Origin of the sequence: Nocardia amamiensis (assembly GCF_015477605.1) — a bacterium.
GTDB lineage: Bacteria > Actinomycetota > Actinomycetes > Mycobacteriales > Mycobacteriaceae > Nocardia > Nocardia amamiensis_A.
The window spans coordinates 43,736-63,652 of the sequence record NZ_JADLQX010000012.1 but is presented as its reverse complement, the minus strand read 5'-3'; the positions used below and the strand labels follow the sequence as shown (position 1 = coordinate 63,652).

Below are 19,917 nucleotides of genomic sequence, written 5' to 3'. Positions count from 1 at the left end.
GGGCCGAGCGGAGCAGAGGCAGCCGCGTGGTCCGCTCGCGGTCGCGAGCGACTAGCCTTGCCTCGGTACTTGCCGAACCAGGAGAGGCTGATGACCACCTCAGAACTTCCCGCACGCACGTCGTTGACCGCCGATGTCCGAGGCGGCATCGACTACAAGGTGGCGGATCTGTCGCTGGCCGACTTCGGCCGCAAGGAGATCCGTCTCGCCGAACACGAGATGCCCGGTCTGATGGCGCTGCGCCGTGAGTACGCCGAGGTGCGGCCGCTGCAGGGCGCGCGCATCTCCGGCTCGCTGCACATGACGGTGCAGACCGCGGTGCTGATCGAGACCCTCACGGCGCTGGGCGCGCAGGTGCGCTGGGCCTCGTGCAACATCTTCTCCACCCAGGACCACGCGGCGGCCGCCGTGGTCGTCGGCCCGCACGGCACCGTCGACGAGCCCAAGGGCACCCCGGTGTTCGCCTGGAAGGGCGAGACCCTGGAGGAGTACTGGTGGGCCGCCGAGCAGATGCTCACCTGGCCGGACGAGCCGGCCAACATGATCCTCGACGACGGCGGCGACGCCACCATGCTCGTGCTGCGCGGCGCGCAGTTCGAGAAGGCGGGCGTGGTGCCGCCGGAGGACGCCGACCACTCGGCCGAGTACAAGGTGTTCTTGAACCTGCTGCGCGAGCGGTTCGAGACCGACCGCGGCAAGTGGGGCAGGATCGCCGCATCGGTCCGCGGCGTCACCGAGGAGACCACCACCGGCGTGCTGCGGCTCTACCAGTTCGCGGCGGCGGGCGAGCTGGTCTTCCCGGCGATCAACGTCAACGACTCGGTCACCAAGAGCAAGTTCGACAACAAGTACGGCACCCGCCACTCGCTGATCGACGGCATCAACCGCGGCACCGACGTGCTCATCGGCGGCAAGAAGGTATTGATCTGCGGCTACGGCGATGTCGGCAAGGGCTGCGCGGAATCGCTTGCCGGACAGGGCGCCCGGGTGCAGGTCACCGAGATCGACCCGATCAACGCGCTGCAGGCGCTGATGGACGGCTACGACGTGGTGACCGTGGAGAAGGCGATCGGCGAGGCCGACATCGTCATCACCGCCACCGGCAACAAGGACATCATCACCCTCGACCACATGAAGGCGATGAAGGACCAGGCCATCCTGGGCAACATCGGTCACTTCGACAACGAGATCGACATGGCCGCGCTGGAGCGCTGCGGCGCAACGAAACTGAACATCAAGCCGCAGGTCGACCTGTGGACGTTCAAGGAGAGCGGCCGTTCGATCCTGGTGCTGTCGGAGGGGCGTCTGCTGAACCTCGGCAACGCGACCGGGCATCCGTCGTTCGTGATGTCGAACAGCTTCTCCAACCAGGTGATCGCGCAGATCGAGCTGTGGACCAAGCCCGAGGAGTACGACAACGAGGTCTACCGCCTGCCGAAGCACTTGGATGAGAAGGTCGCTCGCATCCACGTCGAGGCGCTCGGCGGCGAGCTGACCAAGCTCACCAAGGACCAGGCCGAGTACATCGGCGTGGACGTGGAGGGCCCGTTCAAGCCGGATCACTACCGCTACTGAGGCGCAGAGCTCCCGGAGGCCGCTAGCACCGAAAGGTGCCAGCGGCCTTTGTTTTTCCTGAATCGGGCACTACATCCGCGGAGTTCGACTCGGCGACGGCCTCTTGCGTTGGGCCCGCTGGATTGAATAGGCTTCTGCTTGGGGAGTGCACCTCCACTAACCATGGGGCGCACTGCGATACCGCGTATTTAGTGCGCAACCGGAGGGGGAATCCGAGATGAAGTGCAACCCAGGGCCAATTGGCGCGAGCATTGTAGTGCTGCTGGCCGGTCTGGCCACCGGTGGTGCTGTAGCGACTGCTCCCACCGCGTCAGCCCAGCAGGTGTGGGGTGCGTGCGGCATCAGCACGCCGGAAGACAAGGTGGTTGCCACCTACAGCATGGGCACATTGCGGTGCGGCAATAGGGGTTGGGGTTTCCGGCATATCCAGGGTTCACATCTGAACGATTGGCAACGGCTTGCCGATATCGAGGGACGGAACTGGCGCGATATCGCCGACATGGCCATTGCGAAGTCGATGAGCAACCCCGACGTTCAACGCTCCGTCGGGAGTGACAGGCACTGCTACTCCGGCCAGATCTACTTGGTCAACAAGGTCCGTGGCACGATTGAGGCCACGGCCCAGCCGACGGTTATTGTGAACACCGCAACGGGGAACATTGTCACCGCATATCCCGGAGGTGGTTGTCGTGTCTGACCCTACCCTCGCTGATCTGGTGAGATCGATCATCGAGGCCGGCCGGGATTGGGATCTCGGCATCGTCGAACGAAACGGCTCGCTGTGGATCGAGCGCCGCGCCGGAGAATTGGTTCGACCTCCGGTGGAGATCCAGTTCGCCGCAGAGGAGCTTGCCGAGTACTACCAGCGCACGGTGAGTGAGGGTGGCTACGAGGCTTCGCCGCAATCGCCTTGGGAGTGGTGGAAGAGCTTGTTGTCGACCCATCTTGCTGAGGCCATGTACAAGCAGGGGCGTCTGGCGGGCCGAGGGGTGATCCGGATCGGTGAGTTCGGTCTGACGGCGGTTGCGCTGGACTGAGCCGACCAGCTGTGCGCTGTGAGGTGGTTGGCAGAGACGCCCGGCCGGGTCCAGTCGGCCGTCGGTCGGCAGGGTCGTGGCTCGGCGCAAGTAGTTGGCATCCGCGTTGGTCAGGCGATGTCGGCAGCGGGCAGCTGGCGGGGTATTCTGCCTGGTCATGGGAGTGCTGATAGCGGTCGAAGGCCTCGACGGCGCGGGCAAGCGGACGCTGATCGACAAGGTGGTCGCCGATCTGCGCGGTCGCGGGCTGCGCGTCGCCACGATGGCCTTCCCGCGCTACCGCGTCTCGGTGCACGCCGACCTGGCCGCCGAGGCGCTGCGCGGCGCGCACGGCGACCTCGCCCGCTCGGTCAACGGCATGGCGCTGCTGTTCGCGCTGGACCGCGCGGACGCCCACGACGAGCTGTCGAAGCTGTTGGTGGACAACGACATCGTGCTTCTCGACCGCTACGTCGCCTCCAACGCCGCCTATTCCGCCGCCCGGCTCGGCCAGTCGGCCGACGGCGAAATAGTGCGGTGGGTGGGCGAATTGGAGTTCGGCCGATTCGCCCTGCCCGCGCCCGCGCTCCAGGTGTTGCTGGACGTGCCGACCGAGTTGGCCGTCGAGCGTGCCCGCAGGCGAGGCGAACTCGACGCCGAACGCGCGCTCGACGCCTACGAGCGGGACGGCGGTCTGCAACACCGGACCGGTGCGGTGTACCGCGAGCTGGCCGAACACGGCTGGCATGGGCCGTGGTGGACATATCGATCCGAGGACGGCCCCGCTACGCTGACCGCGCGGATCATCGAAATCGTTGGTCGATAAGGTTGGCTGTGCCGCAGGTTGGCACCAGTGTTGGCGTGGCGGCCCGATCCTCGCCTGGGAGATGACAACATAGTAGTTATGAAGCCGAAGATTCTGGTCGTCGACGACGATATGGCACTCGCTGAGATGCTCACGATCGTCCTGCGCGGGGAAGGGTTCGACCCGCACGTGGTCGGCGACGGCACACAGGCCCTGGCGGCGGTTCGCGAGATCCGCCCCGATTTGGTGTTGCTGGACCTGATGCTGCCCGGCATGAACGGCATCGATGTGTGCCGCGTGCTGCGGGCCGATTCCGGGGTTCCGATCGTGATGCTCACGGCCAAGACCGACACGGTCGACGTCGTGCTGGGTCTGGAATCGGGCGCCGACGATTACATCGTCAAGCCGTTCAAGCCGAAGGAACTCGTCGCCCGGGTACGTGCCCGGCTGCGCCGTACCGAGGAGGAGCCCGCCGAGCTGCTGTCGATCGCGGATATCGTGATCGACGTGCCCGCGCACAAGGTCAGCCGGGGCGGCCAGCAGATCTCGCTGACGCCGCTGGAGTTCGACCTGCTCGTCGCGCTGGCCCGCAAGCCGCGCCAGGTGTTCACCCGGGAGGTCCTGCTGGAGCAGGTCTGGGGCTACCGGCACGCTGCCGACACCCGGTTGGTGAATGTTCACGTGCAGCGTCTGCGGGCGAAGGTCGAGAAGGATCCGGAGAACCCGGAGATCGTGCTGACCGTCCGCGGTGTCGGTTACAAGGCCGGACCGCCGTGATCCGGACCGAGTTGCGGGCCCGGAGGCGGTAGCTTGGCTGACCACGAAGGGCCCCGCCAAGACCGGGCGGCGGATCTCACCAGCGTGATCGCGCGTCTGCAACGATCGCTGGCACCGGTCGTGGCCTGGTTCCAAGAGGTCGGCGTTGCTCTCGGCCACCTCTGGCGCCGGTCCCTGCAGCTGCGCGTCATCGTGTCGACGCTGACCCTGTCGCTGATCGTCATCACGATCCTCGGCGTGGTGCTGACCAGTCAGATCACCGACCGGCTGCTCGACGCCAAGATCAACGCGGCGGTCGAGGAGATGGACCGCGCGCGCCATACGGTGGAAAGCCAGCTGGCCGGCGTACACGATCTCGGCGGCCAGCCGCAGCGGCTGGAAGAGGCGCGCAACGCGCTGTCCAACCGCGGTGGCACCGGCCAATCCACCGGTGCGGCAGGGACTTTCGATACGGCACTGAGCGTCATCGGCGGCATGCCGCCGCAGCAGATCTCCACCGGCCCGATCCAGGAGGTGCCCGAGGAGCTGCGCCGGTTCGTGCAGCGCAACCAGGTGAGCTACCAGTTCGCCACGGTCGCCGACGCGGAGGGCTACCACGGCCGTGCGCTGATCATCGGCAGTCCCAGCGCCGAGATCCCGACCCTGGAGATCTACCTGATCTTCCCGCTGGCCAACGAGGAGCGCAGTCTGGCGCTGATGCGCGGCACCATGCTGGTCGGCGGCATCGTGCTGCTGGTGTTGCTCGCCGCGATCACCGCGCTGGTCACCAGGCAGGTGGTTCTGCCGATCCGCTCCGCGGCGCGGATCGCGGGCCGATTCGCCGACGGCAGGCTCAAAGAACGCATGCTGGTGCGCGGCGAGGACGACATGGCGCGGCTGGCCCAGGCGTTCAACGAGATGGCCGAGAGCCTGTCCAACCAGATCACCCAGCTGGAAGAGTTCGGCAACCTGCAGCGCCGGTTCACCTCCGACGTCAGCCACGAGTTGCGCACCCCGCTGACCACCGTGCGCATGGCCGCCGACCTCATCCACGGCAGTAGCGACGACCTCGACCCCGCCCTGGCCCGCAGCGCCGAGCTGCTGGTCAACGAGCTGGACCGGTTCGAGGGTCTGCTCAACGACCTGCTGGAGATCAGCAGGCACGACGCGGGCGTCGCCGAACTCCAGGTCGAGTCGCTGGACGTGCGGATGTGCGCGCGGGCCGCGATCTCCACCGTGCGGCACCTGGCCAAGGACGCCGGGGTCGAGGTGATCACCGATATGCCGGATGAGCCGCTGGTCGCCGAGGTCGATCCGCGCCGCGTGGAGCGCGTGCTGCGCAATCTGCTGGCCAACGCGATCGACCACAGCGAGGGCAAGCCGGTGCTGCTGCGCATGCGCGGCGACGTCGAGGCCAACGCGGTCGGCGTCGTCGTGCGCGATCAGGGCGTCGGCCTCCGGCCCGGCGAGGAGAAGCTGGTCTTCAACCGGTTCTGGCGTTCGGACCCGTCCCGGATGCGCCGCTCCGGCGGCACCGGCCTGGGTCTGTCGATCAGCGTGGAGGACGCGAACCTGCACGAGGGCAAGCTGGAGGCGTGGGGCGAGATCGGTGTCGGCGCGAGCTTCCGCCTGACGTTGCCGTTGGTGCGCGGCAAGAAGCTCGGCCCGAGTCCGCTGCCGCTGGAGCCGGCCCGCAAGTCGATGCGACTGGTCGAGGAGCCGCCCGCCGAGCCCGCTGCCGCCGAGGCGGATGGCGCGACCGTCACGGACACGGAGGCGTCCACCGCGAAGGCCGGTTCCGCCGAGTCGAATGTGGCCGGACCCGGTGCCCCGCGGACACCCGATGCCGGGCGGGAAACGCTGGAACCGAGCAGTACCGGATCGGATGCGGCGCACGCGGACAGCGTAGGCCCGCAGGCCGGGCCGGACGATGCGAAGTCGGGCACCGCTGGGGCGGATGGTGTGCGCACGGACGACGTGAGCACGGAATCGGGCACTGCCGGAGTGGATGGTGTGCGCACGGACGAAGTGAGCGTCGAGGCCCCGAAACCGGAGGCGGCGCGGGCAGATGCCGCGGAATCGGGCGACATGGCGACAGCGGGCGAGAGCACCCCATCCGGTGAGGCACCCGCGTCCGGTCCGAATGGATCGCAGGCGCCCGAGTCGGCGCAGGCCGGTGGCGGCCCTACCCGCGAATCCGGGGACGGGCAGTCATGAGAATGCGTGTCGGGTCCGCGCGGATGCGGCGGCTGATCGTGCTGGTCGCGGTGGTCGCGGTGGTCTTGTCGCCGCTCACCGGGTGCGCCAGCCTGCCCGAGTCGTCCGCGCCGGAGGCACTGGGCACTCTCAACCGCGAGCCCACCCCTGAGGGCCCGCCGCCGCCGGTCGCCAACCGCGATCCCGATCTCCTGCTGCGCGACTTCCTCCAGGCCACGGCCGACCCGGCCAACCGGCATCTGGCCGCCCGCCAGTACATGACTCCGGCCGCCTCTACCCAGTGGGATGACGCGGCGGGCACAGTCATCGTGGAGAAACCCGACACGCTGCGGGAATCCCGCTCCGGTGACAAGGCCACCTACAAGATCCGCGCGCGCAAGGTCGGCGAGCTGGCCGCCGACGGCGGATATCGCCCGAGCGACGACATCGTCATCGTCGAGAACAAGATCGAGCTGACCAAGGTCGACGGCGAGTGGCGCATCGACGAGCTGCCCGACGGCGTGGTGATGGACTCCACCGCTTTCTTCAAGTCATATCGGCGCTACGCGCTGTACTTCATCGATCCGAGCGGCAACACGACGGTCCCGGATCTGCGTTGGATCTCGGTGCCGAAGGGGCAGTTGACCCAGCGATTGCTGAGTTCGCTGCTCGAGGGGCCGCAGCCTGCCCTCGCGTCGGTGCTGCGCAACGAGCTGGCGCCGCCGGTCGCGCTGCGCGGCACGATCACCAAGATCAACGGTGACCCGGAGGGCGTCGGTATCGGGCTCGGCGGAGTCAAGCTCGACTTCGCCGGCGCGTCGGGGCTGAATCCGCGAGAGCGGGAATCGCTGGCCGCCCAGGTGGTGCTCACGCTCTCCGGCGCTGACATTCTCGGCCCCTACATGCTGCTCGCCGACGGCAAACCGCTGGACGAGCGGTTCGCCGCGAACGGATGGAGCGTCGCGGACGTGCAGCAGTTCAATCCCGGCACGTCCACGCGCAACCAGGTCGGTCTGCACGCCCTGCGCGGCGGGGGATTGGTGCAGGTGACCGATAGCGGCGGCAGCGCGCCGACGCCCGGCTACTTCGGCCGGGTGAACAACCTGCAGTCGGCGGCGCTGTCCCCGGATGGACAGTTGGTCGCGGCGGTCGCCGAGGCGGGCAGGCCGGCGGGGGAGCCGTCGCGCGCACTGATGGTCGGCACGTACGGCGGCAATGCGTTTCCCGTCGCCGAAGGCTTCACCATCACCCGGCCGTCATGGACCGCCGACGGCAGCGCGGGATGGGCGGTGCTGGACGGCGGGCGGGTCATCCGCGCGGTCCATGACCGCGCAACCGGAAACGTATCGGTGCAGGATGTCGACATCTCGGCGCTGACGGCGGCCTCGTCGGCCACGGCGCCGCGGCTGCCGATCACCGAACTCCGGATCTCCCGTTCCGGCGTGCGGGCGGCGATGATCGCCGACGGCAAGGTGTATGTCGCGGTCGTGGTGCCGCAGCCCGATGGAAAGTTGAGCTTGACCTCCGCGATTCCGGTTGGCGTCGGCCTCAGCACAGCCGCCGTGTCGGTGGATTGGCTCGACGCCGACACGATCATCATCGCGCGCGAAGGCAATGTCGACCCGGTGAGCACCGTCTCGGTGGACGGATCCGAGCCGACCCCGCTGACGGCGCAGAACCTGACCGCGCCGGTCCGCTCGGTGAGCGCGAGCCCGGACCACCAGTACGTCGCCGACTCGCGCGCGGTGCTCGAGCTGACCACCGCCCCGGCCCCGGATCAGGGACAGCCCTATTGGCGCGAAGTACCCGGACTCGGCGCGAACGCCCTTCCGGTGCTTCCCGGCTGAGCGTTGCCCGCCTCTGCGGTCTTAGGCCGTACTAGGCGGGTGACGGGGATGTGCGATGAGCTCATGGCCCTTGCTGGGTCCCATGCAATGTGCACGGGATCTGTCCGCGTTCTGCGGCGCCGGGAATGTGGCGAAAGGGTTCTGCAGCAAGGGAGTCGGTGTTCCCTCGGGTGCCGCAGGCGATGGATCGACTTGTCGGCGGGTGGGTGCACACTCGGGCGATGCGGACCCTGCTCGATCTGATCCTGCCCGCCGACTGTGCGGGCTGCGGGCGGCCCGGCTCCGGGTGGTGCGCCGAGTGCACCGCCGCGCTGGCCGGTCCACCGGTGCGGGTATGGCCGCGCACCGATCCGGGAGTCCCGTGCTGGGCCCTCGGGCCGTATGCCGGTCCCGCCCGCCGGGCGGTGCTCGCGGCGAAGGAACGCGGGCGGCGGGATCTCGCGGAGCCGATGGGCGCCGCGCTCGCGGGCGGGCTCGCCGAGCTGCGGTCGGCCGGGCGGCCCCTGGTGCTGGTGCCCGCGCCCAGCAGGGCCGTGGCGGCACGGCGCAGAGGCGGCGATCCGGTGCTGCGTTCGGCGCGGGTAGCCGCACGATGGCTGCCGGATAGCCGAGTGGTATCCCTGTTGCGGCTGGCGCCGGGTGTGCGCGATTCGGTGGGCTTGACGCCCGCGGAGCGGGCGCGCAACCTGGACGGGCGGGTCACCACCGTACCCGGCCAAGGCGCTGACCGGGGAGTTCCGGCGAACGCCGAGGTGGTGATCGTCGACGACGTGCTGACCACCGGCGCGACGGCCCGCGAAGCGGTACGCGCATTGACACTGATCGGATTGCTGACTTGTGGCGTTCTGGTTACGTGCGCTGCGTGACCGGGGGGAAATTTGCGTGAACACTGGCGATCGGCCGGTTGGCGTACTAGCGTCGCGAACACACACCCGAACCGGGAGTTTGGAGGTGGCGCCTCGGACAACTTGTGCCGAGCGATTGTCGATCGGCACTGCTCAATCCCGCCGCACGTGAATCGGTCTGTGCGGCCAGATCCGGGAGGTACGCGTGACGACTTCTTCACGACCTTCAGTGAAAGATCCCGCTCCGTCGGTGCTGGATTCCGGCACCCAGGAAGCGCCAGAGCAACCCCCAGCGGAACGCCAGCGAGCGATGCGCGCCGACATTGTGGTGAAGGGCCGCAACGTGGAGGTGCCTGACCATTTTCGAATTTACGTCGCGGAAAAACTCTCCCGATTAGAACGCTTCGATCCCTCCATGTTCCTCTTCGACGTGGAGCTGTTCCACGAGCGCAACCGCCGCCAGCGAAAGAGCTGCCAGCGGGTCGAAATCACCGCGCGCGGAAAAGGTCCCGTGGTCCGGGCGGAGGCCCGCGCGGACAGCTTCTACGCCGCGTTCGAGTCCGTGACGGCGAAGCTGGAGAGCCGGCTGCGTCGCACCAAGGACCGCCGCCGGGTGCACTACGGCGACAAGACGCCGGTCTCCGTCGCTCAGGCCACAGCGGACCTGGTGGACGATTCGCTGTTCGAGCAGCCGAGCGGGTCGAGCGCCACGCAGGAGCAGCGTGCGGAAGCGCAGGAGCAGGATTACGCCGAGGGTCCCGGCCACATCGTGCGCACCAAGGTGCACGCGGCCACGCCGATGACCGTCGATGACGCGCTCTATCAGATGGAGCTCGTCGGTCACGACTTCTTCCTGTTCCAGGACAAGGAGACCGATCGGCCCTCGGTGGTCTATCGCCGTCACGCCTTCGATTACGGCCTAATCAGGCTCGCCTGACGACACCGTTTTCGCCCGACTCTCCGGGTATTCAGCTCGCCGGCTGGATGCCCGGAGATTTGCGTTGGAACGCCGTCTTCGCCCTCGGCCAGCGGCGTGCCAGCGCGAGAAGCGGCGAGACCGGCCGAGTCGTACGCCCGCTGCCGGACCAATGCGGTAGCGGAGTCGGCGCCGGCCCACAGCTTCGCGGCACCGTAGAGGTTCACTACCGCCATCAGCAGCGTGCCCATCGAAAGCTGATGCAGCAGACTGCCGATCTGCGGTGCGATGCCGCGTTCGAGCAGTATCAGCGTGGCGACACCCCACAGCATCGCCCGGTTGTGCAGGCGATCGACGGCCGTGTGGCGCAGCAGGACGAGCCGCCCCACGGCGACCAGCGCGACGAAGGCGATCAGCGGTATCGCGATCGGCGCCGGGATCGCCGAGGTCACCGCCTGCGGTCGCGGAAGAATGTCCGGTGCAGCAGCGAGTCGCGGCGCGGGGGGCGCATGGCGTGCAGCATCACCATGTCGGCGAAGGTTTCCGCGTCGCGCTCACGCAGCGTGCCGTAATCGGTGCGTCCGAGCACGTGGGCGATGGACTCCGGCGAGATCGAGGGCAGCAGCTCGGCGATCGCGGCCACGGTCGGCGTGCTCGCGGACGGCTCGTCGTCGTCCGGATCGGACTGCTCCGGGCCGTGTCCCAGCAGCATGTGCCCCAGCTCGTGCACGATGATGTGCTCGGCGTGCCATTCGGTGGTGTCGGCCCCGTAGACGATGACGTCGCTGTCCTGCTTGGCGATCCACAGGCCGCTGCCCGTGCCGCAACCGGTGCCGGCGAGCAGCGCGGTGTCGATCGGCAGCAAGCTGATGCTCCGGCCGCGGTACGCCGCGACGTCGTCGAGGTAAGTGGACAAATCCCATGGGTGGGGAATGGGTAGGTCCCGTGTCAAGCTCCGGAACCGGGCCTGGATGGCCATGCGATCGGTCTCCTACGAAAGCTCATGCCTGCGCGTCGCTGACGCTCGGCTCCGGCATGCGCGCTGCGCGCTGCGCTCGCCCATGGGCCCATGTAGGCAAACATTTTACCGGCTCGGCGGCGCGGCGCCCGACGTGCTCTGGATGATCTTGGCCAGCATCGATTGGTCGACGTTGGAACCGCGCAGCGCGATGCTGGCGACGTTCGCGTCCCGCATGGTCGCGAGCAGTTCGAGCTCCCGATCGATCGCCGCGGCGGCGGGGCCGCTGGTGAGGAGGTAGTCGGCGGACACACCGAAGCTGCGCGCCACCGCGACCAAGATCTCGACATCGAGCGTGCGCCCGCGATTCTCGTGGTCGAATTCGCCGCCGCGCAGGCTGGTCAGGTAACCGGCCTCCACCTCGCGCCCGAGGAATTCGCTGACCTGCGCGGCGACGGACGCGGTGCTGCGCTCCGGGGCCGATCGCGGGTGCACCACGGCGAACAGCCGATTGATCTTGTGGCTCAGGGTTGGAGCGGCGCCGTCCGGCCCGTCGTCGGTCATGTTCGTCCCCTCAGTCGCCGCCGTTTCGAACCGCGGTCGTCGCCATGTTCGCCGCCAGCCAGCGTGCGCGGAATTGGGCTTCGGTCGCCGCATCGAGATCCTCCGATCGGCCGGCCAGCCAGCGGCGGTACCGGCGTTCCTGTAGTTCGGTGGCGTCACTGGCCTCCGCCGGCACCGCGAGTAAGTGCGCGAAGGCCATCTCGACCAGCGGATGCAGTTGCCTGCCCGGGCCGCCATTGCGTTCGAGCATCGCGGTCGCGTAGCGCGCGGACAGCTTGGAAACCACCCGATTGAGTTCGGCGATCGCCGCCACCACCTGTGGGTCTGCGGTACGGCCGTGCTCGACGACGTCGTTGAGCCGGCCGGAAGCCGCGAGCAGCCCGGTGAGGTCGGCGATGTCGAATCGGATCGCGTCGGGTCCGGCCACCACCGACTTGCCTTCGCCCTGGGAGGTGCCGGCCGGTTCGTCGTCGGCGGGGGTTCCGCCCGCGTAGGTGCGCGCGGCGCTGCCCGGCAGCCATCGCAGCGGCGCGTCGAGCTTGTTCAGCGTGTGCACGCTGATCGTCGCCTCGCCGTCTTCGATCTTCCGGATGGTCGGCGCCGAAGGTCCCCCGAGGTCGCCGATCTGTAGCTGGGTGAGGCCGAGCTCGTCCCGGCGTTCCTTGATGATTCGCCCGAATCTCTTCTGCCGCGACAGCTCCGAAGGGCTATGCATAGTGGGTCCATGGTAAGCCGCTAGCAGGCTGGAGGCAAACAAATAGAAAGAGTTTGGAAAATCCGTCGAAAGTTGGTACGGTACTTTTGCGCTGAGGCCCGGAGGGGCGGCCGTGCGCCGGGTTCCGGGACGAGCAGGGGCGTTCGCCGGGATGGGCGTCCGGTCTGTCGCGCAACGGCGCGTGGCAGACCGGTAGCGGCGGTGGAGGGGATCGTCGCTGCGCCGAGGTTCACCGTCGGCGAAGGGGGCCGACGGTGAACATTCTCTTCCCTCGCAGCGGATACCGTGCCCGGCCACCGCGTCGGTGGCCGGGCATGCCGAGACGATCAGCGGAGCGCGGGTTCAGGGCCTGCTCGGAGTGCCCGGCCGCCGATGGCGTCCTTCGTCGGCGATGATCCGCAGGCAGGTCTGGTGCTTGGTCTCGCCGGGAATGCCCTCCCGGCGCAGGCGCAACATCGCCTGTGCCAGATCGATGCCCAGCTCGTTCGATAGGCGAACAGCATCGACATTGGCCATTGCACAAACCTCCTGGAAACACCGCGAACGAAGAAGACTGCGTCAGAAGCAGTTTCGTCCTCTTCGTACCCAGTCGGCGTGCGATTGAACCATGAACCAACCGCGGGCTCAGCCGCGGTAGGTTTCGTGATGCACCGCGTCCGTCAGCGGCCGTCCGGCGCGCCAGCCGAAGCGCTCCAGATCAGGAATGTCCTGGAATTCGTCGACCGGACCGACGCAGAGCCAGGCGACCGGGCGGATGCCCTCGGGGAGGTCGATCAGGTCGGCGAGGAAATCGGGGTCGTAGAACGACACCCAGCCGACGCCGACGCCCTCGGCCGTGGCGGCCAGCCAGAAGTTCTGTATCGCGAGAACCGCCGAATAGACGCCGGTTTCGGGCACCGTCGCCCGCCCGAGCACCTGCGGTCCGCCTCGGCCGTGGTCGTAGCAGACCACGATGCCGGTGCCGCTCTCCAGGATGCCTTCGATCTTGATCGGCTCGAAAGTCGCCGCGCGCTCCGGTGGCAGCGCGTCCCGGAACTCGACGCGCCGCTGCGCGACGTGCTCGGCGAACTTGCGCAAGGTCGCCTGCTCGCGGACGAGCACGAAGTCCCACGGCTGCGAGTTGCCGACGCTCGGCGCGCGGTGTGCGGCGTCGAGCAGCCGCCACAGCGTGGTGTCGTCCACGATCTCGCCGGTGAACTCCGCGCGCACGTCACGGCGACGCCGGATGGCCTCGTAGACGCTCAGCACCTCAGCATGCACCGCCCGAGTCAACCAAACTCGCGACCGCCGGCGCACACCGCGTCGTCCGAAGTCGCCTCCGAGCCCTGCCGCGGCACCCGCTGGGACCGACTGCGGCGCAAGTCAACCGGACAGAGGCCCCCATAACGCCCCGGGTACGCCCAGAACCCCAGCTGCACCAACACGGGACCTGCACGCAAATCCCGCGTCACCCCCGACTAGTACGGCCTACCGACGCGCAGCGGTGGGGGAGCGCCGGGTGAACCGCCGGCGACCCTGGGCGAGCGCCGTGCGCAGTCCACGGCGCTTGCCGGTCACCGGGTCGACCGTGGCGCTGGTGCGGCCGCGGAATTTGCGCTCCGAGGCGGTTTCCGGGGCGTCGTCGGCGGTGGCGCTCAGGTACTTGTTCGGCAGCGACAGCTTGAGAATGGTCCGCCACGCCTTGAAGTACTGCACCGGCAGCGAGCCGGTGGTGTAGGGCAGGTCGTACTTGTCGGCCAGCTCGCGCACCCGCACGGCGATGTCGGCGTACCGGTTGCTCGGCAGGTCGGGGAACAGGTGGTGCTCGATCTGGTGGCTCAGATTGCCGGTCATGAAGTGCATGACCGGGCCGCCGGAGATATTGGCGCTGCCCAGCATCTGGCGCAGGTACCACTGGCCCTTCGTCTCGCCGTCGATATCGGCCTTGGTGAACTTCTCCGCGCCGTCGGGGAAGTGCCCGCAGAAGATCACCGCGTTGGACCACACGTTGCGGACCGCGTTGGCGGCCAGGTTCGCGGTCAGCGTGGAGAAGAACGCGGGACCGGTGAGCGCCGGGAAGACCACGTAGTCCTTGAGGATCTGCTTGCCCATCTTGGTGAGCGCCTCGCTGCGCTTGCGCTCGAACTCGGCGCGCTCGGGAGTGCCCGGTTTGTACCGCCCCGCCGCCAGCTTGCCCAACTCCAGGTGCTGGATGGCCACGCCGTACTCGAAGAACAGCTGCAGCACCAGGTTGTAGACCGGATTGCCCAGATTGAACGGCTTCCAGCGCTGGTCGCGAGTCACCCGCAGCAGGCCGTAGCCGATGTCGTCGTCCATGCCGAGCACGTTGGTGTACTTGTGGTGCAGGTAGTTGTGCGTGTGCTTCCAGTGCTTGGCCGCACCCGTGTTGTCCCATTCCCACGAGCTGGAGTGGATCTCCGGATCGTTCATCCAGTCCCACTGCCCGTGCATGACGTTGTGCCCGATCTCCATGTTCTCGATGATCTTGGCGGTGCCGAGCAGGGCGACGCCGGCCAGCCAGGCGGCCCGGACGGGGCTGGCGAACAGCACCGCCCGGCCGCTGATCTCGAGCACTCTCTGCAGCCGGATGACATTGCGGATGTACTTCGCGTCGCGCGCACCGCGCGACGCCTCGATTTCCCGTCGGATCGCGTCGAACTCGGCACCGAGTGCTTCCACGTCGGCCTCGGTGAGGTGCGCGTATTCCTTGACATCGGAGATCGCCATGCGGGTTACTTTACCGTAAGTTACGAGACCGTAGGTTGCTGACTCGGCGGCAAAGGTGTGGCAAATCCCCTATTGCGATCCGCGGGGCGGGATGCTAAATTAACGCCCCTTTCGGCGAAGTCGAAAAGGCTTGTCCCGCTTGGCTTTTTCGCGCAGCGCCGCCTGTTCCTGGCGGGCTCTTTCCTGGAGCGCGAGCTTGGCCTCGCGCAGGAGCTGCCGCTCGTGCTCGGCCTTCTCCTTCAGTGCCGCCTTGGCCTCGCGCAGCATCTCTTTCTCCTGCCGCGCCTTCTCCTGGAGCACCACTTTCGCCTCGTGCAGCGCTGAACGCAGGCCGCGGCGCTTGCCGGTCTCCGGATCGACGCGCAGCCAGTGCGTGGACTCCGCGCCCGGCAGTGTCACGCCACCCAGCGACGGCAGCGTGATGCCCGCGAACTTGCGTTCCGAGGAGGTCTCCGGGGCGTTGTCGGCGGTCGCCTTGAGGAACCGGTCCGGCAGCGCCAGCTTGTGGATGGTGCGGAAGGCGAGCAGATACTGTTTGCCCAGCGAGCCGGTGGTGTAGGGCAGGTCGTACTTGTCGCACAGCTCGCGAACCCGCACCGCGATCTCGGGGTAGCGGTTGCTCGGCAGATCCGGGAACAGATGGTGCTCGATCTGGTAGCAGAGGTTGCCGCTCATGAACGCCATGGCGGGACCGGCTTTGAAATTGGCGCTGCCGAGCATCTGGCGCAGATACCACTCGCCGCTGGTCTCGTCCTCCAGCTGCTCGATGGTGAACTTCTCCGCGCCGTCGGGGAAGTGGCCGCAGAAGATCACCGCGTACGCCCATAGGTTGCGCACCAGGTTCGCCGCCGCGTTGGCCTTCAGCGTCTGCTTGAACGCAGGCCCGGTGAGCGCGGGGTAGATCAGGAAGTCCTTGGCCACCTGACGGCAGATCTTGCGGCCGAACTCCTTGTTCGGCTCCGAGGCCAGCTGCCAGCGCGGCGTGCCCGCCAGCTCCTTTTCGATGCCCCAGTCGTGCAGCGCGATGCCCCACTCGAAGGTCGCGGCCAGCAGCAGGTTCGCCAACGGCTGCACCAGGTGGATCGGACGCCACGGCTCGTCGCGGGTCATCCGCAGGATGCCGAAGCCGAGATCCTCGTCCTTGCCCAGGACATTGGTGTAGGTGTGGTGGGAGTAGTTGTGCGCGCGGCGCCACTGCGAGGAGGGACCCGTCATGTCCCACTCCCAGGAGCTGGAGTGGATCTCCGGGTCGTTCATCCAGTCCCATTGCCCGTGGCCGACGTTGTGCCCGAGCTCCATATTCTCGATGATCTTGGCGACCGACAGCAGCGCGGTTCCGGTCAGCCATGCCCAACGGTTGCGACTGCCGAAGAGCACGGCGCGGGCTGCGACCTCCAGACCGCGCTGCGCCGCGATCGTGCGCCGGATGTACTTGGCGTCGCGCTCGCCGCGGGACGACTCCACCGAGCGCCGGACGGAATCCAGTTCCTGCCCCAGGGTCTCGATGTCGGTCGCCGTGAGGTGAGCGAACGCCTTGATATCGGTGATGGCCACCGGGGTCCTTTCCCTACTCGATCCAGATCGAGGGTACCTGCCGGGCTAAATGTCCAGAGTGCAATCGCCCGCGGCGGCGGAGACGCAGGTCTGCACCTTGTCGCCCTCGCGGCGCTCGTCGCCGTTGCGCAGATCGCGCACATGGCCGGAACTGACGGTGACGACGCAGGTCTGACAGATGCCCATCCGGCAGCCGAACGGCATCTGCACGCCGACCGACTCGCCTGCCTCCAGCAGGCTGGTCGCGCCGTCCACCTCCGCGGTGCGTCCGGTCTTGCCGAAGGTGACCGTGCCGCCCGCGCCGACCGCGGAGCGCTCGATCTCGAACCGCTCCACGTGCAGCCGGTCCGACCGGCCCGCGTCGCGCCAGTGCTTCTCGATCTCGTCGAGCATTCCGGCCGGCCCGCACGCCCAGGTGTGCCGCTCGCGCCAGTCGGGGAACTCGGTGTCCAGATCGGTGAGCGCGAACTTGCCGCGTTCCGCGGTGAGATGCAGGTGGGTGCGGAAACCCGGATTGCGATCGTGCAGGTCGCGCAGCTCATCGCCGAACATCACGTCGTCGGCGGTGCGTGCCGAATGCAGATGCGCCACATCGGTGAAGACCTCGCGGCGGTCCATCGCGCGCAGCATGGACATCACCGGGGTGATACCGCTGCCCGCGGTGAGGAACAGCACCTTCTCCGGCGGCGGGTACGGCAGCACGAATCCACCCTTCGGGGCGGCCAGCCGGACGATGGTGCCGACCGGAACCCCGCTGACCAGGTGGCTGGACAGGAAACCCTCCGGCATCGCTTTCACCGCGATCGAGATCAGCCGCTTGCCGCCGTGCTCCGGCGCGGACCAGTCCGGCGGGCAGGTCAGCGAGTAGGAGCGCCAATGCCACCGTCCGTCGACCAGGATGCCGATACCGATGTACTGGCCGGGTTGGTAGGTGAAGTCGAAGCCCCAGCCCGGCTGGATCACCAGCGTGGCCGAGTCGGCGGTTTCCTTGCGGACCTCCACGATGCGTCCGCGCAGCTCGCGCGCCGACCACAGCGGGTTGGCCAGATGCAGGTAGTCATCCGGCAGCAGCGGGGTGGTCACCCGCGCCACGGCGCCGCGCAGCATGTTCAGCTTGCCGCCGCGCTCGGCGACACTCGCGGCGGGCGCCTCCAGCCACGCACGAACACCTCGCACCGAGAAGCCCCCAATTTTCGAACCCATCGCTGCCGTCGGTCTCCCTGTTGTCGGTTGCGCGGGCCGCCGTCTCCTCGAGCGAACGCGGCCTCGGCAGCAAGGTTACGGCATCGTAGGTTACTGCGGGTGGGCGAGCCCGGGAACACCGGCCGAGCACCCGGATACCGTGCCGATCGACGACGCCGCGCCCGGTCCGGCGTTACAGCAGTTCGAGCAGGAACGGCAGCTCCTGCGCGGCGTACCAGGCCAGCTGGTGGTCTTCGGCGTCACCGAGGACGAATTCGGCGTCGGTGTCGCCGAGATCGGCCGCGTCGACCACGTCGACGGCCTTGGCGACCTGCGGCTCGGCGTCGGCCAGGTCGACGTGCACGGAGGCGATCTGCTGGTAGCTGATCGGGCCCGCCAGCCGGACCACCGCGTCGTCCAGATCGGGCCGCAGCTTCGCGCCGGTCACGTCGGCGGCGACCACCGCGCGCCGGTAGACCGGGCCGCCGCCGATGACCGGTGCGGCGTCGTCCGGGTGCTCCGGTTCGGGAAGGTCCGCCGATTCGCCGATCGCCTCGCGTTCGGCGGCGAGCAGCCGCAGCGAGGCGCGGGCGGCCTCGGCCATGGCCACCTCGCCGAGTTCTTCGTCATCGCCGGAGGCATACGCCTCGCGCAGCGCGGGCGTCACCGCGAAGGCGGTCCCGCCGACAGCGGCCAGCACCCGGTCGGCGACCAGCGTGCGCAGCATCGGCACCGTCGCCGGGATATAGACCCGCAGCTTCTTCTGTTCAGATGCAGGCACCGAGCATCTCCTCCATGGAATCGCGCACCGCCGCGGCCAGCACGCCGATATCGGCCATCGCGTCGCGGTCGGCGTTGAGACCGTAGAAGACATGTCCGTCGTAGGACGTGATCCCGATGCTCAACGCTTGATTGCGCAGCAGTGGCGATACCGGATACATCTCCAGCATCCGCGCGCCGCCGATGTACATCGGCGCCTGCGGACCCGGCGCGTTGGTGATCACCAAGTTGAACGTGTGTTCTGCGAACGTACTCGCCGCGCGCACGCTCATCGCATGCAGGCTGGCCGGAGCGAACCCGGCCAGGTGCACCAGGGTGCGCGCGCGGACGGCGTGCCGCTGGCGGCCGTTGGGCTCGGTGGCGTGCGCGATGTGCGACAGCCGCATCACCGGATTCGGCTCGCCGACCGGAAGATCGATCAGGAACGACGACACCTCGCTCGCCGCCTGCGCCTGGTTTCCTTCGCTTCCCTCCAGGTACACCGACATCGGCACCACAGCCCGCAACGTCGTGGACTCGACCAGTGCCTCACCGCGCGACAGCAGCCAGTTGCGCAGCGCGCCGGTGACCACCGCGAGGATCGTGTCGTTGATCGAGCAGTCGAAGCGCCCGCGGATGGCGCGATAGTCCTCCAGTTCGGTGCGCACCACCACGAAGCGCCGAGTCCGTGAGGTGGGGGTGTTCAGCGGGCTGTCCGGGGCGCCTGCCGCCGCGGCGCGCACCGCCGAGATAATCGACTCCACCGCCTTGCCCGCGGTGCCGAGCACAGCGAACGCGCTCGCGCTCGCGTCGCGGGCCACCTCCAGCGCCCTGCGCGGCCGAGCCGCGAGGTGGCCCAGCGCGCCGACCAGCAGCTCGAGGTCGCCCGGCTCGCGCGGCGCGATCCAGGCGTCGTCGGCCAGCTCGCGCGGCGCGGGCCCGGTGTCGAGGATCACGTGGCCGATCTCCAGGGCGGTCTCGCCGTCCACCAGCGCCGAGTGCGACTTGGTGAAGATCGCGCAGCGCCCCTCGGACAGCCGTTCGATCAGGTACATCTCCCACAGCGGCCGTGCCGGGTCCAGCGGATGCGAGGCGAGCCGGGAGACGAGCTCGTGCAGCTGCTCGTCCGTGCCGGGACCGGGCAGCGCGGAGCGCCGGATGTGATAGGTGATGTCGAACCGGCTGTCCTCCACCCAGACCGGGCGGCCGAGCGACAGCGGGATCTCCCGCACTTTGCGGCGGTACCGCGGCACCAGCGCGAGCCTGCTCTCGACCAGGTCGACCAGCCGGTCGTAGTCCAGGATCGGCGTGGCACTGTCGCCGGGCTCGGTGTTCCGGACGATCGCGAGAGACCCGATATGGATCGGATTGCTGCTCGATTCGAGCCGGTAGAACGCCGTGTCCTGCGGCGTCAGTCTCGTGATCACGCTGCCCGGTACTCCTTTTCCCGATGCCGCCCCCGCTTATTGTGCTGCCGCAGCAACCGTTACCCCTGCCGTTGT

Annotated in this window: 19 protein-coding genes and 1 pseudogene; 9 read left to right on the top strand and 11 right to left on the bottom strand. The window is 68.2% G+C overall.

Annotation, left to right across the window (positions count from 1 at the left end):
* Nucleotides 1–90 precede the first annotated feature (90 nt).
* The 9 genes and pseudogenes from ahcY (at nt 91) to hpf (ending at nt 9,977) form a co-directional block, all read left to right on the top strand.
* Entirely contained in the window at nt 91–1,575 is a 1,485-nt protein-coding gene (ahcY, locus tag IU459_RS17430) for an adenosylhomocysteinase (protein WP_195130594.1), read from the top strand.
* A 217-nt stretch (nt 1,576–1,792) separates the two neighbouring features.
* Entirely contained in the window at nt 1,793–2,272 is a 480-nt protein-coding gene (locus IU459_RS17425; protein WP_195130593.1) for a hypothetical protein, read from the top strand.
* Nucleotides 2,265–2,612, top strand: coding sequence for a hypothetical protein (locus tag IU459_RS17420; RefSeq protein WP_195130592.1), 348 nt, complete (start codon nt 2,265–2,267; stop codon nt 2,610–2,612). Before IU459_RS17425 ends, IU459_RS17420 begins: the two co-directional genes overlap by 8 nt.
* A 157-nt stretch (nt 2,613–2,769) precedes the next feature.
* Nucleotides 2,770–3,417, top strand: a complete 648-nt coding sequence (locus tag IU459_RS17415) for a dTMP kinase (RefSeq protein WP_195130591.1) — start codon at nt 2,770–2,772, stop codon at nt 3,415–3,417.
* Between the two features lie 78 nt (nt 3,418–3,495).
* Nucleotides 3,496–4,173: an MtrAB system response regulator MtrA gene (gene mtrA, locus IU459_RS17410; protein WP_040781845.1), complete on the top strand. Its 678-nt coding sequence runs from the start codon at nt 3,496–3,498 to the stop codon at nt 4,171–4,173.
* A gap of 120 nt (nt 4,174–4,293) precedes the next feature.
* Nucleotides 4,294–5,842: pseudogene (mtrB, locus tag IU459_RS17405) on the top strand (MtrAB system histidine kinase MtrB); the annotation flags it as partial.
* A 523-nt stretch (nt 5,843–6,365) separates the two neighbouring features.
* Nucleotides 6,366–8,195: an MtrAB system accessory lipoprotein LpqB gene (gene lpqB / locus IU459_RS17400; RefSeq protein WP_195130590.1), complete on the top strand. Its 1,830-nt coding sequence runs from the start codon at nt 6,366–6,368 to the stop codon at nt 8,193–8,195.
* 221 nt (nt 8,196–8,416) lie between these two features.
* On the top strand, nt 8,417–9,061 hold the full coding sequence (locus IU459_RS17395; RefSeq protein ID WP_195130589.1) for a ComF family protein: 645 nt from the start codon (nt 8,417–8,419) through the stop codon (nt 9,059–9,061).
* A gap of 289 nt (nt 9,062–9,350) precedes the next feature.
* A complete protein-coding gene (gene hpf / locus IU459_RS17390; protein ID WP_195130727.1) occupies nt 9,351–9,977 on the top strand; it encodes a ribosome hibernation-promoting factor, HPF/YfiA family in 627 nt (208 codons plus the stop codon).
* Here hpf and IU459_RS17385 read toward each other — a convergent pair.
* The 11 genes from IU459_RS17385 to IU459_RS17335 all read right to left on the bottom strand — a co-directional run bounded on the left by IU459_RS17385 (nt 9,953) and on the right by IU459_RS17335 (nt 19,842).
* Complete coding sequence (locus IU459_RS17385; protein ID WP_195130588.1) at nt 9,953–10,408, bottom strand: hypothetical protein; 456 nt, start codon at nt 10,406–10,408, stop codon at nt 9,953–9,955. The two genes, hpf and IU459_RS17385, sit on opposite strands and share 25 nt — an antisense overlap.
* The gene (locus IU459_RS17380) at nt 10,405–10,935 is read right to left on the bottom strand and encodes a hypothetical protein (RefSeq protein ID WP_195130587.1); all 531 of its coding nucleotides are present in this window, start codon (nt 10,933–10,935) and stop codon (nt 10,405–10,407) included. Before IU459_RS17380 ends, IU459_RS17385 begins: the two co-directional genes overlap by 4 nt.
* A 105-nt stretch (nt 10,936–11,040) precedes the next feature.
* Entirely contained in the window at nt 11,041–11,478 is a 438-nt protein-coding gene (locus IU459_RS17375) for a hypothetical protein (RefSeq protein WP_195130586.1), read from the bottom strand.
* Nucleotides 11,479–11,488: 10 nt separating this feature from the next.
* Nucleotides 11,489–12,193 (bottom strand): helix-turn-helix domain-containing protein, encoded by a 705-nt coding sequence (locus IU459_RS17370; protein ID WP_195130585.1) that lies wholly within the window; start codon nt 12,191–12,193, stop codon nt 11,489–11,491.
* Between the two features lie 342 nt (nt 12,194–12,535).
* Nucleotides 12,536–12,709, bottom strand: a complete 174-nt coding sequence (locus IU459_RS17365) for a hypothetical protein (RefSeq protein ID WP_195130584.1) — start codon at nt 12,707–12,709, stop codon at nt 12,536–12,538.
* A 108-nt stretch (nt 12,710–12,817) separates the two neighbouring features.
* Nucleotides 12,818–13,438 (bottom strand): 5,6-dimethylbenzimidazole synthase, encoded by a 621-nt coding sequence (gene bluB / locus IU459_RS17360; protein WP_195130726.1) that lies wholly within the window; start codon nt 13,436–13,438, stop codon nt 12,818–12,820.
* A gap of 222 nt (nt 13,439–13,660) precedes the next feature.
* On the bottom strand, nt 13,661–14,920 hold the full coding sequence (locus tag IU459_RS17355) for a fatty acid desaturase family protein (RefSeq protein WP_195130583.1): 1,260 nt from the start codon (nt 14,918–14,920) through the stop codon (nt 13,661–13,663).
* A 99-nt stretch (nt 14,921–15,019) separates the two neighbouring features.
* Nucleotides 15,020–16,474, bottom strand: coding sequence for a fatty acid desaturase (locus tag IU459_RS17350; protein WP_195130582.1), 1,455 nt, complete (start codon nt 16,472–16,474; stop codon nt 15,020–15,022).
* A gap of 45 nt (nt 16,475–16,519) precedes the next feature.
* Nucleotides 16,520–17,677, bottom strand: a complete 1,158-nt coding sequence (locus IU459_RS17345; protein ID WP_195130581.1) for a ferredoxin reductase — start codon at nt 17,675–17,677, stop codon at nt 16,520–16,522.
* Nucleotides 17,678–17,849: 172 nt separating this feature from the next.
* On the bottom strand, nt 17,850–18,413 hold the full coding sequence (locus IU459_RS17340; protein ID WP_067478806.1) for a DUF6912 family protein: 564 nt from the start codon (nt 18,411–18,413) through the stop codon (nt 17,850–17,852).
* Nucleotides 18,414–18,423: 10 nt separating this feature from the next.
* Complete coding sequence (locus tag IU459_RS17335) at nt 18,424–19,842, bottom strand: WS/DGAT/MGAT family O-acyltransferase (RefSeq protein WP_195130580.1); 1,419 nt, start codon at nt 19,840–19,842, stop codon at nt 18,424–18,426.
* Between the last annotated feature and the right edge of the window lie 75 nt (nt 19,843–19,917).